Annotated in this window: 12 protein-coding genes; 5 read left to right on the forward strand and 7 right to left on the reverse strand. The window is 56.5% G+C overall.

Translation table 11 applies throughout. The features are described from left to right. Positions 1-337 precede the first annotated feature (337 nt). Complete coding sequence (locus C8K58_RS16130; protein WP_027604587.1) at positions 338-970, forward strand: response regulator transcription factor; 633 nt, start codon at positions 338-340, stop codon at positions 968-970. Between the two features lie 84 nt (positions 971-1054). On the opposite strand, the gene C8K58_RS16135 is transcribed toward C8K58_RS16130, so the two are convergent. The 4 genes from C8K58_RS16135 to metG form a co-directional block, all read right to left on the reverse strand. Beyond that, on the reverse strand, positions 1055-1237 hold the full coding sequence (locus C8K58_RS16135; protein WP_027604586.1) for a PA3496 family putative envelope integrity protein: 183 nt from the start codon (positions 1235-1237) through the stop codon (positions 1055-1057). A 107-nt stretch (positions 1238-1344) separates the two neighbouring features. Then, positions 1345-1983: an endonuclease III gene (gene nth / locus C8K58_RS16140; protein WP_027604585.1), complete on the reverse strand. Its 639-nt coding sequence runs from the start codon at positions 1981-1983 to the stop codon at positions 1345-1347. 137 nt (positions 1984-2120) lie between these two features. Then, positions 2121-3083, reverse strand: coding sequence for an electron transport complex subunit RsxB (rsxB, locus tag C8K58_RS16145; protein ID WP_098480305.1), 963 nt, complete (start codon positions 3081-3083; stop codon positions 2121-2123). A gap of 114 nt (positions 3084-3197) precedes the next feature. Beyond that, on the reverse strand, positions 3198-5249 hold the full coding sequence (gene metG, locus C8K58_RS16150) for a methionine--tRNA ligase (protein WP_027604583.1): 2052 nt from the start codon (positions 5247-5249) through the stop codon (positions 3198-3200). Between the two features lie 172 nt (positions 5250-5421). Here metG and apbC point away from each other — a divergent pair, with 172 nt between their 5' ends. Further along, complete coding sequence (apbC, locus tag C8K58_RS16155) at positions 5422-6516, forward strand: iron-sulfur cluster carrier protein ApbC (protein ID WP_027604582.1); 1095 nt, start codon at positions 5422-5424, stop codon at positions 6514-6516. Positions 6517-7012: 496 nt separating this feature from the next. Here apbC and fdxA read toward each other — a convergent pair whose 3' ends face one another. Both fdxA and mutS read right to left on the reverse strand, forming a co-directional pair. Beyond that, positions 7013-7336 carry a ferredoxin FdxA gene (gene fdxA, locus C8K58_RS16160; protein WP_027604581.1) on the reverse strand — a complete coding sequence of 108 codons (324 nt, stop codon included), beginning with the start codon at positions 7334-7336 and terminating at the stop codon, positions 7013-7015. A gap of 142 nt (positions 7337-7478) precedes the next feature. Then, positions 7479-10058 (reverse strand): DNA mismatch repair protein MutS, encoded by a 2580-nt coding sequence (mutS, locus tag C8K58_RS16165; RefSeq protein ID WP_166655310.1) that lies wholly within the window; start codon positions 10056-10058, stop codon positions 7479-7481. Between the two features lie 356 nt (positions 10059-10414). Between mutS and C8K58_RS16170 the strand changes: the two genes are divergently transcribed. The 3 genes from C8K58_RS16170 to C8K58_RS16180 all read left to right on the forward strand — a co-directional run bounded on the left by C8K58_RS16170 (position 10415) and on the right by C8K58_RS16180 (position 12102). Then, a complete protein-coding gene (locus C8K58_RS16170) occupies positions 10415-10858 on the forward strand; it encodes a hypothetical protein (RefSeq protein ID WP_027604579.1) in 444 nt (147 codons plus the stop codon). 66 nt (positions 10859-10924) lie between these two features. Further along, positions 10925-11707 carry a hypothetical protein gene (locus C8K58_RS16175; protein ID WP_027604578.1) on the forward strand — a complete coding sequence of 261 codons (783 nt, stop codon included), beginning with the start codon at positions 10925-10927 and terminating at the stop codon, positions 11705-11707. 23 nt (positions 11708-11730) lie between these two features. Beyond that, positions 11731-12102 carry a hypothetical protein gene (locus C8K58_RS16180; protein WP_027604577.1) on the forward strand — a complete coding sequence of 124 codons (372 nt, stop codon included), beginning with the start codon at positions 11731-11733 and terminating at the stop codon, positions 12100-12102. A 10-nt stretch (positions 12103-12112) separates the two neighbouring features. Here C8K58_RS16180 and xerC read toward each other — a convergent pair whose 3' ends face one another. Further along, positions 12113-13150 carry a tyrosine recombinase XerC gene (xerC, locus tag C8K58_RS16185; protein WP_256221150.1) on the reverse strand — a complete coding sequence of 346 codons (1038 nt, stop codon included), beginning with the start codon at positions 13148-13150 and terminating at the stop codon, positions 12113-12115. Positions 13151-13221: the final 71 nt, after the last annotated feature.

Consider the following 13221-nt stretch of genomic DNA (forward strand, 5'->3'; position numbering starts at 1 on the left):
TTAAATGGAACTGAAACTACCGATTTTTCTCTGCCAGCTCCGCTACCTGCAGTCGACAGGCAAGGGGCATTTCCTGATAGTTGCGTGCGGCACGTTTACCTTATCCCCTGGAGGGGCTGGAAATTTCACTCAAAATATGTGAGGTCCCGGAAAGTTCTGAAGGGCCCCATAAAACTGGAAACATCTGTATCGGTGTTTTTTTGTAGGGCGTTTCCTTTATCTCTGTGGGTTGGGTCTCTGCTTGCTGTTGCTCGGGGGGGAACGCTATGCCAACTAGGAAACGACTAGGCTATTGTGTTTGCTCTAAATAATTCGAACAGCGAAATTGGACTTTCTCATGAATAAAGTGCTGATCGTAGATGATCATCCCGTCATTCGTCTTGCTGTGCGTATGCTAATGGAGCGTCATGGTTATGAGGTCGTTGCAGAGACCAATAACGGTGTCGATGCGTTGCAACTTGCGCGGGAGCATATGCCGGACATTGTCATACTGGATATTGGGATTCCCAAGCTCGATGGCCTGGAAGTTATTTGCCGGCTTTCGTCTACCAAGCAGGCTGTCCCGTTCAAGGTACTGGTGCTCACCTCCCAGGCTCCAGGTCACTTTTCCATGCGTTGCATGCAGGCGGGCGCTGCAGGCTATGTGTGCAAGCAACAGGACCTGACCGAGTTGCTGAGTGCGATCAAGGCGGTGTTGTCGGGCTACAGCTATTTTCCAAACCAGGCACTCAACTCGGTACGCTCCACCATGGGTAATGCCAGTGAGGCCGATATGGTCGAGCGTCTGTCCGGCCGGGAAATGATGGTGTTGCAGCAATTGGCTCGGGGCAGGACCAACAAGGAGATTGCCGACGGTATGTTTCTCAGCAACAAGACCGTCAGCACCTACAAGACTCGTCTGCTGCTCAAGCTCAATGCCCGCTCTCTCGTGGACCTGATCGAGCTGGCCCAGCGTAACGGCTTGGTATAGGTGAGGGCACAGCACTGCGCATAGGCCGCACAACCGGCAGAAAAAAGCCTCCGACAGGGAGGCTTCCGGCCGTCGACCGCTTGATCAGAGGTCGAAGTCGTAGTCGGCCAGTTGTTTTTGCAAGCGTCGTTCTTCCAGAAGGTTGTCGATAGTACGGCGTTTGCTCAGATTGGTCTTGGCGACCTCTGCCACAGGTGCTTCCACGCCATCGTCCTCCGATTCAACGAGGTCGTCTTCCACATCCAACTGTTCTTTGTCAGTGCTCATAACGTTAACTCCGGAGTAAGACTGCCGTTGGCGCTCCTTATAACGATAATCCATGAATGGGTAAAAAAGATTTTTTCAATCGACTGATCGAGAAAACCAATGAACCCTCAATCGTCCGACGTCTTGTCCTTGTATTCGCACAGGTCTTCAATGCGGCAGCTGCCGCAGCGCGGCTTGCGGGCCTGGCAAACATAGCGTCCGTGCAGGATCAGCCAATGGTGGGAGTCAAGCAGGTACGGTTTGGGTACGAACTTCATGAGCTGCTTTTCCACTTCGACCACGTTCTTGCCGCGTGCTATGCCGGTTCGATTACTGACCCGAAAAATATGGGTATCCACGGCCATGGTGAGTTGCCTGAATGCAGTGTTGAGCACCACGTTGGCGGTTTTACGGCCCACCCCCGGCAGGGCTTCCAGTGCTTCGCGGGTTTCTGGCACTTCGCTATTGTGCCGTTCTATCAGCAAGCGGCAGGTCTCGATGACATTCTTGGCCTTGCTGTTGTAGAGGCCGATGGTCTTGATGTACTCCGACAGCCCGTCCACGCCCAGGGCGTAAATCGCCTCTGGCGTGTTGGCCACGGGATACAGCCTGGCCGTGGCCTTGTTGACGCCGACGTCCGTGGATTGGGCCGACAGGATCACCGCAATCAGTAACTCGAACGGCGAGGAGTAGGCCAGTTCGGTCTTGGGTTCCGGATTGTCTTCGTGAAGCCTGCGGAAAATTTCCAGGCGTTTTGCGGCGTTCATGAGGCGGAAGGTTCCTTTCGGGCAGTCAGCGTAGTGTTGAATAGTGGGTCCAGGCACGGAGTCCTGCGAGAAGGATAACCCGACGGTATCAATGTGGTGTCGGCGATGGACTGTAACAACCCCCCCAGGATTATCAGTCATGTGCCATGGGCGTCTACTTGGCGCTGCGCGTCATCGAGCTTGTGTTGCGCGTCGGCTAATTGTTGCGGATCCGCCTGTTGGTCCAGGGCTTTCTTCAACTCGGCCCGGCGCATCGCCAATTGGATTTTGGCGCGCTTGAGGTCGGCGTTGTTGACGGCAGGCAGCGGTGTCGCGGGTGTGTGATGCTGGCCCAGGGCTGCCAACGCCTGCTCCGCTGCCTCGAATTGCTGTTGCAGGGCGATCAGTTGGGATTGTTGTTCAAAGGTCGGCGGGTGCCCAAAAGCCTGCAAGGATTTGTGCAATTGGGCGCGGCTCATGGCCACATTGATCTTGGCTTTTTTCACCTCCGCATCCTGGGCGGCCCGCGCTGCGTCAAATGGCAAAGGGGGAGTTGGTGCTGAGCGCTGAGGCCGCGCCACACGTTGGGCAGTCCTGTGCTCTTCTTCCCGTTGCAGGCGTGCATTGCGTTGTTCAAAGCGTTGCCGGGCACGGTCGCGCTTGAAATTTCGTTCACGGCGTTCGTTTTCGTTCGCTGCCAGGCCGCCGATGATCGGCAGCCCTGTGACCACTGGGCGCAACTCAATGCAGTCGACGGGGCAGGGCGCGACGCACAGGTCGCAACCGGTGCACTCATCGACGATGACGGTGTGCATCAACTTGGCGGCGCCGACAATCGCGTCCACCGGGCAGGCCTGGATGCATTTGGTGCAGCCGATGCACTCGGCCTCGCGGATGTAGGCGACCTGGGCCGGGGCGTCCCCACGGCTGGTATCCAGCTCCAGAATGGGTACACGCAGTAATAGCGCGAGGCCGGTGATCGTCTCCTGTCCTCCGGGTGGGCATTTGTTGATTGCCTCGCCCCGGGCGATACCCTCGGCGTAAGGCTTGCAGCCCGGGTGCCCACACTTGCCGCATTGTGTCTGCGGCAGCAGTGCGTCGATACGTTGAATCAGATTCATGGAGTGATCATTGGCGTGCCGGTTGAACAAACAGGGTTTGATTATCCGGCAAGCGAGAAGGGGGGACTAGTTGAAAAGCCCCGTCGCCGAAACGACAGGGCTGTTTTGCGGCGCTTACTTGATACGTTGACCCGGCTTGGCGCCGCTGTCAGGGCTCAGCAGGTAGATCTCTTCGCCGCCGGGACCGGCCGCCATCACCATGCCTTCGGAGATACCGAACTTCATTTTCCGCGGCTTGAGGTTGGCAATCATCATGGTCAGACGACCATTGAGCTTGGACGGGTCCGGATAGGCGCTCTTGATTCCGGAGAACACGTTGCGTTGTTCGTCACCAATATCCAGGGTCAGGCGCAGCAGTTTGTCGGCCCCTTCCACGGCTTCGGCCTTGATGATCAGCGCCACGCGCAGGTCCACGGCAGCAAAGGCGTCAAAGTCGATTTCCGGGGAAAGCGGGTCCTTGGCCAGCTCGCCGTTACCGGCCGGTTTCGATTCGCCGGTATCGGTCTGGCTGGCGGCCAGGTCTTCTTTCGAGGCGTCGGTCATTGCCTGGACCTTGACCGGATCGATGCGGGTCATCAGAGGCTTGAATTCATTCAACTGATGGTTGCTGAGCAACGTGGCGTGGTCGTTCCAGGTGAGCGGGGCGACATTGAGGAACGCCTCGGCGTCGGCGGCCAGCAATGGCAGCACGGGCTTGAGGAAGATCACCAGCTGGCGGAACAGGTTGACGCCGGTGGCGCAGATCGCCTGGACCTCAGCCTGCTTGCCTTCCTGCTTGTTCAGCGACCAGGGGGCCTTGTCGGCAATCCAGGCGTTGGCGCGGTCGGCCAGGCCCATGATCTCGCGCATGGCACGGGCAAAGTCACGGGCTTCATAGGCGTCGGCGATGCTTGGCGCGGCAGCCAGGAACGCGTCGGTCAGTTCCGGCGCGGCGTTCTCGGCCACCAGCAGGCCGGCGTTGCCCTTGTGGATAAAACCGGCGCAGCGGCTGGCGATGTTGACCACCTTGCCCACCAGGTCCGAGTTGACCTTCTGGACGAAGTCTTCCAGGTTCAGGTCCAGGTCGTCGACGCCACGACCCAGCTTGGAGGCGTAGTAGTAGCGCAGGTATTCCGGCGACAGGTGGTCCAGGTAGGTGCGTGCCTTGATAAAGGTGCCACGGGACTTGGACATCTTCTGGCCGTTGACCGTCAGGTAGCCGTGTACCGCGATGCCGGTGGGCTTGCGGTAGCCCGAACCTTCGAGCATGGCTGGCCAGAACAGGGCGTGGAAGTTGACGATGTCCTTGCCGATGAAGTGGTACAGCTCGGCGGTGGAGTCCTTGCCCCAGAACGCATCGAAGTCCAGCTCCGGCGTACGGTCGCAGAGGTTCTTGAAGCTGGCCATGTAGCCGATCGGTGCGTCCAGCCATACATAGAAGTATTTGCCGGGCTCGCCTGGGATCTCGAAGCCGAAGTACGGCGCATCGCGGGAGATGTCCCACTGTTGCAGGCCTGCATCCAGCCATTCGGCGATCTTGTTGGCCACGGCGTCCTGCAGGGTGCCGCTGCGGGTCCAGGTTTGCAGCATCTGCTGGAAATCCGGGAGCTTGAAGAAGAAGTGCTGGGAATCCTTGAGTACCGGGATGGCGCCGGAGATCGCCGAGCGCGGGTTCTTCAGGTCAGTCGGTGCGTAGGTGGCACCGCATTTTTCGCAGTTGTCGCCGTACTGGTCTTCAGTGCCGCATTTCGGGCAGGTGCCCTTGATGAAGCGGTCGGCCAGGAACATTTTCTTTTCCGGGTCGAAGTACTGCGTGATCGAGCGCGTGGCGATGTGCCCGGCGTCCTTCAAACGCAGGTAGATCTGGCTCGACAGCTCGCGGTTTTCGGCGGAGTGGGTCGAGTGGAAGTTGTCGAAATCCACCAGGAACTCGGCAAAGTCGGCGCTGTGTTCAGCCTGCACATTGGCGATCAGCTGTTCCGGGGTGATGCCTTCCTTTTCGGCGCGCAGCATGATGGCCGAACCGTGGGCGTCGTCCGCGCAGACATAGATGCATTGATTGCCGCGATGCTTCTGGAAGCGCACCCACATATCGGTCTGGATGTACTCAAGCATATGGCCAAGATGGATGGAACCATTGGCATAGGGCAGGGCGCTGGTGACGAGGATCTTGCGTGGCTCGGACATGGGGCTCGGCTACTTGATGAAACGGAGGTCGGCCACTATAAAGCGCCGGGAAATTTATTTCACCCCGTGGTGCTGTTTCAGAATCTTCCGCACCTGCGAAAGCATGCCGTAACGCGGCTGGAACGGTTAGGATAGCCGCCTGTTTCAGTCAGTCTTTTTTCGGGAGTTGCCCATGAGCGCCGTCAATCGCGCAGCGGTGGAAGCCGTTCTTCGCCAGTACACCGACCCCTATTTGAACCAGGATCCGGTCAGCGCCGGCTGTGTACGTGCCATCGAGGTCCAGGGTGACCAGGTCTCGGTCCAACTGGAGTTGGGTTATGCCGCCGGCCTGTTCAAGAGCGGTTGGGCGCAGATGCTGCAAATGGCCATCGAGGGCCTCGACGGCGTGCGTGCCGCCAAGGTCGACATCCAGTGCGTGATCGCCCCGCACAAGGCCCAGGCGCAGATCCCGGGCCTGGCCAACGTCAAGAACGTGGTGGCAGTCGCTTCCGGCAAGGGCGGCGTGGGCAAATCCACCACCGCAGCCAACCTGGCCCTGGCCCTGGCCCGTGAAGGCGCGCGCGTGGGTATTCTCGACGCCGATATCTACGGCCCGAGCCAGGGCGTGATGTTCGGCATCGCCGAAGGCACGCGGCCGAAGGTCAAGGACCAGAAGTGGTTCGTGCCGATCGAGTCCATGGGCGTGGAGGTCATGTCCATGGCGTTCCTGACCGATGACAACACGCCGATGGTGTGGCGCGGGCCGATGGTCTCCGGCGCGTTGCTGCAGTTGGTCACCCAGACCGCCTGGGGCGACCTGGATTACCTGGTGATCGACATGCCGCCAGGCACCGGCGATATCCAGCTGACCCTGGCACAGAAAGTCCCGGTGGCGGGCTCGGTGATCGTGACCACGCCCCAGGACCTGGCCTTGCTGGACGCCAGGAAGGGCGTGGAGATGTTCCGCAAGGTCAACATTCCGGTGTTGGGTGTGGTGGAAAACATGGCGGTGCACATCTGCTCCAACTGCGGCCACGCAGAGCATCTGTTTGGTGAAGGCGGTGGCGAGAAGCTGGCGACCCAGTACGGCGTTGAACTACTGGCCTCGTTGCCATTGTCGATGGGCATTCGTGAACAGGCCGACGGCGGCAAGCCCACCGTAGCGGCAGAGCCCGATGGCCAGATCGCCATGATCTACCAGGAATTGGCTCGCCATGTGGGCGCACGGATCGTCCTGCAGGAAGCGGCGGCCCCGGCAATGCCGACCATTACCGTCAGCGACGACTGAACTCGCTGAAGGACAAGAAGCCTCGACTTGTCGGGGCTTTTTCTTGCCTGGAGATCGGTCAATGGGGTTCTTTTACGCTTTTACGCAATGGCGCGCGTAAGCATTCGCTTACTTTCTCGTAAGTGTTTGGTTTTTTTGCTGGGTGTGTGAGTCTCGAATCTTTGAAGGAGTTTTCTATCTATTTGAAAGATAACAATTAATTATCTTTGTCTGGGGGCTGGAGCCTGTCAGTGCCCGGTTTGGATCCCGTTGAACTTCCCTTGGAACTCTCTAACATCAGCCCTGTGTCCACGGATTGACACAGCCATCAAGGAACGATGGTTGAAGGAACGTCGCAGGATGCGATTCATCAGGATGATGAAAAGGAACACAGGGACTAGGGAAAAAATGTGGGCGGGTCATACCGCCCCTTTTTTCGTCTATAGAAAAGTGAATGCGTTCCCCGGAACGCAAAAAAGGCCCTTGAAGGGCCTTTTTTTGTTGGGCAGCGGCGCTTTTAGCGCTCTAGTTGCTCAATCTTGTTGGGTTTGCCATCCCATTCGGCGGCATCCGGCAACGAGTCTTTCTTCTCGGTGATGTTTGGCCAGATTTCAGCCAATTCAACGTTCAACTGAATGAACTGTTCCATGCCCGCCGGGACTTCGTCCTCGGAGAAAATGGCGACGGCCGGGCATTCAGGTTCACACAGGGCGCAATCAATGCACTCGTCCGGGTGGATGACCAGGAAGTTCGGGCCTTCGTAGAAGCAGTCCACCGGACACACTTCTACGCAGTCGGTGTACTTGCACTTGATGCAGTTGTCGGTGACGACGAAGGTCATTTCTAATTCTCTCCTCAGGCGGCGGCAGCGAAACCCTTTGTGGTAGGGCTCGCGAGGTTCGGGAGCGATAGTCTGCAGGCCAGGCTAAGAGCCAGCAGCATCCCAAACCGCGCGAGAGTCTATCAGCTTGCAAGCGTGAGCGTTATATCCGAGTCTTCAGTGCATATAACATTTCCAGCGCTTTTCGCGGCGTCAAGTCGTCCAGGTCAAGCTTTGCCAGTTCATCCAGCACCGGATGGGGCAGGCTGGCGAACATATCGCTCTGGTGCGGCGCAGCAGGTTTGCGGCTGGCCTTGGCCGGGCTGGCCACCACGGTTTCATGGGGCAGGGCCGTGGTTTCCAGGCGGCTGAGGTGCTCGCGGGCACGGGTGATCACGTCGTTCGGCACGCCGGCCAATTGCGCCACGGCCAGGCCGTAACTCTGGCTGGCCGGCCCTGGCAGCACGTGGTGCAGGAATACGATGCGCTCGTTGTGCTCGGTGGCATTCAGATGCACGTTGGCCACCAGCGGCTCGCTTTCCGGCAGCACCGTCAGTTCGAAGTAGTGGGTGGCAAATAGCGTATAGGCACGCAGATGCGCCAATCGCTCGGCCGCCGCCCACGCCAGGGACAGGCCATCAAATGTACTGGTGCCGCGACCCACTTCGTCCATCAGCACCAGGCTGCGCTCGGTGGCGTTGTGCAGGATATTGGCGGTCTCGCTCATTTCCACCATAAAGGTCGAACGGCCACCGGCCAGGTCATCGCTGGAGCCGATCCGGGTGAAGATACGATCCACCAGGGACAGCTCGCAACTGGCTGCCGGCACAAAACTGCCGATATGCGCCAGCAGTACGATCAACGCGGTTTGACGCATGTAGGTGGATTTACCACCCATGTTCGGACCGGTGATCACCAACATGCGCGTATCGTCGTCCAGCGACAGGTCGTTGGCGACGAACGGCGTGGTCAGCACCTGTTCCACCACCGGGTGGCGCCCCTGCACGATGCGCATGCACGGCTCGCTGACGAACCGCGGGCAGTTCAGGTCGAGATTCAGCGCCCGTTCGGCGAGGTTGCTCAGCACATCCAGCTCCGCCAGGGCGGCGGCGGTGTCCTGCAGCGGCGCCAACTGGCTGATCAAGTCTTCCAGCAACGCCTCGTAGAGCATCTTTTCCCGGGCCAGGGCACGGCTCTTGGCCGACAGCGCCTTGTCTTCAAACTCTTTCAGCTCCGGGGTGATAAAACGCTCGGCTCCCTTGAGTGTCTGGCGGCGTTGATAGTCGATGGGGGCCGACTCGGCCTGCTTGCTCGGCAACTCGATAAAGTAGCCGTGCACGCGGTTGTAGCCCACTTTCAGGTTGGCCAGGCCAGTGCGGGCTTTTTCGCGGGCTTCCAGGTCGATCAGGAACTGCCCGGCGTTTTCGCTCAGGGACTGCAGTTCGTCCAGTTCGCTGTCGTAGCCGGTCTTGAGTACGCCGCCGTCACGGATGATCGCCGGCGGGTTGTCGATAATGGCCTTTTCCAGCAGCGCTGCCAGTTCCGGGTAGGTACCGGCCGTTACGGCGAGCTGTTGCAGGTGCGGCGTATCCAGTTCGGTCATTGCCACTTGCAGTTGCGGCAGGGCGCTGAGGGCATCGCGCAGACGCGCCAGGTCACGGGGCCGCGCATTGCGCAGGCCGATCCGCGCCAGGATGCGCTCGATGTCGCCGATTTCCTTCAGCTGCGGCTGCAGCTTTTCAAAGCGATAGCCGTCCAGCAGGCAGGTAATCGACGTCTGGCGCGCCTGGAGCACCGTCAAATCCCGCAACGGACGGTTCAACCAGCGGGTCAGCAGACGGCTGCCCATGGCGGTTTGGCAGCGGTCGACCACCGATTGCAGGGTGTTATCGCGCCCGCCGGACAGGTTGGTGTCCAGTTCCAGGTTGCGACGGCTCGCACCATCGAGCACCACGGTGTCGTCCAGGCGCTCGTGGCGCAGGCTGCGCAAATGCGGCAGGGCGGTGCGTTGGGTTTCCTTGGCATAGCTGAGCAGGCAACCCGCAGCGCCGATGGCCAGGGTCAGGGTTTCGCAACCGAAGCCTTTAAGGTCCTGCACCGAGAACTGCTGGCATAGACTTTTCAGTGCCGAGTCACGCTCGAAATCCCACGGCGCGCGACGCTTGGTCCCACGGCGTTTTTCCGCAGGCAGATCCTTCGGCCAATCATCCGGGATCAACAACTCCACCGGGTTGATGCGCTCCAGCTCCGCCAGCAGGTTTTCCCAGCCCTTGATCTCCAGCACGCTGAAATTGCCGCTGGTGATATCCAGTACCGAAAGCCCGAACAAGCGCTCATCGCCCAGCACCGCGGCGATCAGGTTATCGCGACGCTCATCCAGCAGCGCCTCATCGCTCACCGTCCCCGGCGTAATAATGCGCACCACCTGGCGTTCCACCGGGCCCTTGCTGGTGGCCGGATCGCCGATCTGCTCGCAGATCACCACCGATTCGCCCAGCTTCACCAGCTTGACCAGGTAACCCTCCAGCGAGTGATAAGGGATCCCGCACATCGGAATCGACTGCCCCGCCGACTGCCCGCGCGCGGTCAAGGTGATGTCCAGCAACTTGGCGGCCTTCTTCGCGTCTTCATAGAAGATCTCGTAGAAGTCGCCCATGCGATAGAACATCAATTGATCAGGGTGCTGGTTTTTCAGGCGCCAGTACTGCTGCATCATCGGGGTGTGGGAGGACAATTCTGAAATAGCTTTATTCATCAGTGGTTTAGTTGGCTCAAAAAAATTCTTGGGGCAAAAATGGGGCAACTGAAAACAAACAAGCTCAAGTGGGAGCTACAGCTATGAGATACAGTCATGTGAAGGTTACCACGCTGTGTGCAAGGCGAGGGTAAGGCGAGATGATTGCGTCTGTCGGAATGGCGGGTAAGCCATTGACTATAGAAGGTGGGGTGCGTAGATTTATTTGGGTTGTGCGTGTGAAAAAATGTTTTCTCTGACCCATTGTTAAGCGGTGGGTCAAAGTAAGCATTTTTAATCGGTCTCTGGTGCGTGTACGCGAAATCAGTTGACTGCGGCGATGGATAGCCATTCAGGAGACAGCTATGTCCCTTCCGAATACGAAAGGTGAAGAAATCACCGCCCGTCTCGAGATTCTCTCGAAACGTTCCGAAGTGAACCCTTTTGAAGTGCCGTCTCTAAAAAAAGATATTGAAAAACTTGCGTCTGTCAATGCCGCTGAATTTTTCATGCTCGGTGGAATGCTTGCAGCGACTCTAGGCGACTCTGGTGAATCAAAAGAGCTTCATGAGAAAACACTGCGACTAGTTTCTGATGAGGTTACTTTTTTCAACTTTGGCATATCAATGAAGACGGTCGGTGACTTCACGTTGGCTAATAAAATGTTCAATAAGGTGGCTGAAAAGTTACCTGGCGACTCCATATTGCTTACGCATCGGTTATCCTCTATGGAAGCGGATGCTCTCGTACAGCGATGTGATATAGCTATAAAGTTGGTTGAGGATCTAGATGCTTGTAGGGCGGCCTAAGGTTGCTTTGTGCTATGTATTAAGCAATAAATAAGGTGTGTTGTTTGCTTTGCATTGAGAGAATTTATGAGTGGTGTACCTAAAAGCAAGCTAAGTGAAATGCATAAGTCTTTTGATGATTTTGCGTTGGGCTATTCACATAGCTTGACTTTAAATGAGATTCATTATGCTCGTCTCAAAGCCGATCTGGAGAGCTTTGCCCGTAAGGCAAAGGCTACAGAAGCTGCTAAAGCCTATGCGCAACTGGCGCATTTAGTAAGTTATAAGTTTGATAGCGTAAAATTTTTTGATTACTTGAGTCGCGCAGAAGGTTTGGCCGGGAGAAATGAGGATTGGTGTTATGGGTACCTTTCCGGGGCTGTAAATCTTGGCTACTTCAGCGAAGCCAGGCAATTGATAGATTCGGTTGGTTATGATAATGATGTTTGGTGGCTGAATTATAAGTTCAATATCTACTCTTCAATGTGCTTGTTTGAGCAGGCTTTGGAGTGCGCGAGGAGTCTCGTTAAAATGAGCTCGGAGGATCACGACTTAGTGCGCGTGCCGAGTTTAGTTCCTGCGCTCCTTAAAGCCTATGAGCTTATTGGGCAATCAGGTATAGATTCCGAAAAGATATTTGAGATGGTCTGTGTCGCAGCCAAAGTTATCGGGGAGAAGTTGCGAAAGCCCCTCGCAAAGTATTCATTGTCCGCTGATTTCGAGTCGGGTGTTTTGTATTCGTTCAGCTTGAATGAGCCCGCGGAAGTGATGGTTGATCTCGAATGGCAAATTATGGAGCATTTGGTTGAAGAAGTTGACTTGGATGCTTCGGGGCTTTTTACTGTTAATGTTAGTTACCCTTCGCAATAACTTTTTAGGGCTTAAGGGATTATATGCCGGTTGAATGTGCAGATTTTCTAGATGTGTCTGATTTTCTTATTTCTTCAAGCAATCAGCACGAGATTTTTAATCGGGCCGCTCTGGGGCGGGCTTATTACAGTGTGTATCATGAAGCTCTTTTGAAGGCTGATGAGCTGAGTCTTCCTGCTGCTGGTGGCACAGCAACGATGGGCGAGCACAAACGTCTCATTGCGCGCTACAGCGCTGGAGGCAAAAGACTCAAAGTGATTGCCGGTATGATCGATAAAATGCGAACGGTTAGGTCAACTGTTGATTACACTTTGAAGGCGTCTTACTGTAGGCAAGACGCTTTAAAGGATATTAAGGTGTGTAAGACGATAATCGGTGAGCTTCAAAAATTATAATAAGTCTATGTTATTGCTTGCTTATGTTTGACCATATGTTCTGTAGTTCCTTATCAGACTCATCATCCATCCATTTCGCATAGACGTTAACGAGCATTGTAAAATCTTTGTGCCCCATTTGTTTTGCGATGAATGCGATATTTCCGCGCGCAGTCAGGCACCAGCATGCATAAGTATGGCGAGTTTGATATGGGCGGCGAGGACGTATCCCTGCTCGCTTTTGAATCGCTGCCCACTTAGTATTCCAAGCGGTGGGGACATACCAGAAGTTTATGATCTTCTTGCGCGCCAGGGTGGATGGAGAAAGCAGTGGAGTAGCCTTCTCTTTCCGACTCTCGTGCCTGTTCTGGAATACATCAATGATGCGTGCAGGATGATCGGCAACGAGTGAAACCAACACCCGGCAGGCTTCGACCGCTGGCGGCATTAATAATACTGAGCGCGGCTTTCCCGTTTTGGGAACCTTGAACGTGCCGTTGGCAGTTATGGCGCGGGTGATGTTGATCCGCCCGGCGTCTAGGTCGATGTCTTCAACAGCCAGCGCACATAGCTCACCTGGCCGAAGCCCGGTATACACGGCCAAGGTAATCGCCGCAGAGTCCTGGGGGTGAAGGCATCCTTTATCGACCAGCTGTTGGAATTCGTCACGAGTCAGGGGATCCGGCTCTTGGCCTTGCATTGCGAACCTATTACATGCTTCCGATAATCCCGTGCGGCAATATCCATTGGTCTCGCACCACCCCAAGAAGCCGGCGAACGTCGCCAAGTAGTGATTGACGGTTGACGGTGCTCGTTCTGCAATCAGCAACGTCCTCAGCAACTGAATGTCTTCGGGCAACAAAACTCCGGCGAGACGATCAATTCCAACCAAGGCAGTGCAGATGTCCAAGGCATAGCCGTACTTCTCCTCGGTCATCGGCGTGATGTCGACAGCCTTCAACGGCTTGTACCGCTCCAGCAATGCCCCAAGCCTTTCGTCCTTGGTGCTGCTGTAGTTGGTCGCGTGCTTTGAGTTAGGAAAGTGGTAAGCGCTCCATGAACCCCACATTCAAAGTCACCATCTGATCCCCGATGCTGTGCTCCCGATTCCTTTCCGGAGCCAGCACCTCATGATGCGTC

This window comes from Pseudomonas sp. GV047 (assembly GCF_003058245.1).
GTDB classification, from domain to species: Bacteria; Pseudomonadota; Gammaproteobacteria; order Pseudomonadales; family Pseudomonadaceae; genus Aquipseudomonas; species Aquipseudomonas marginalis.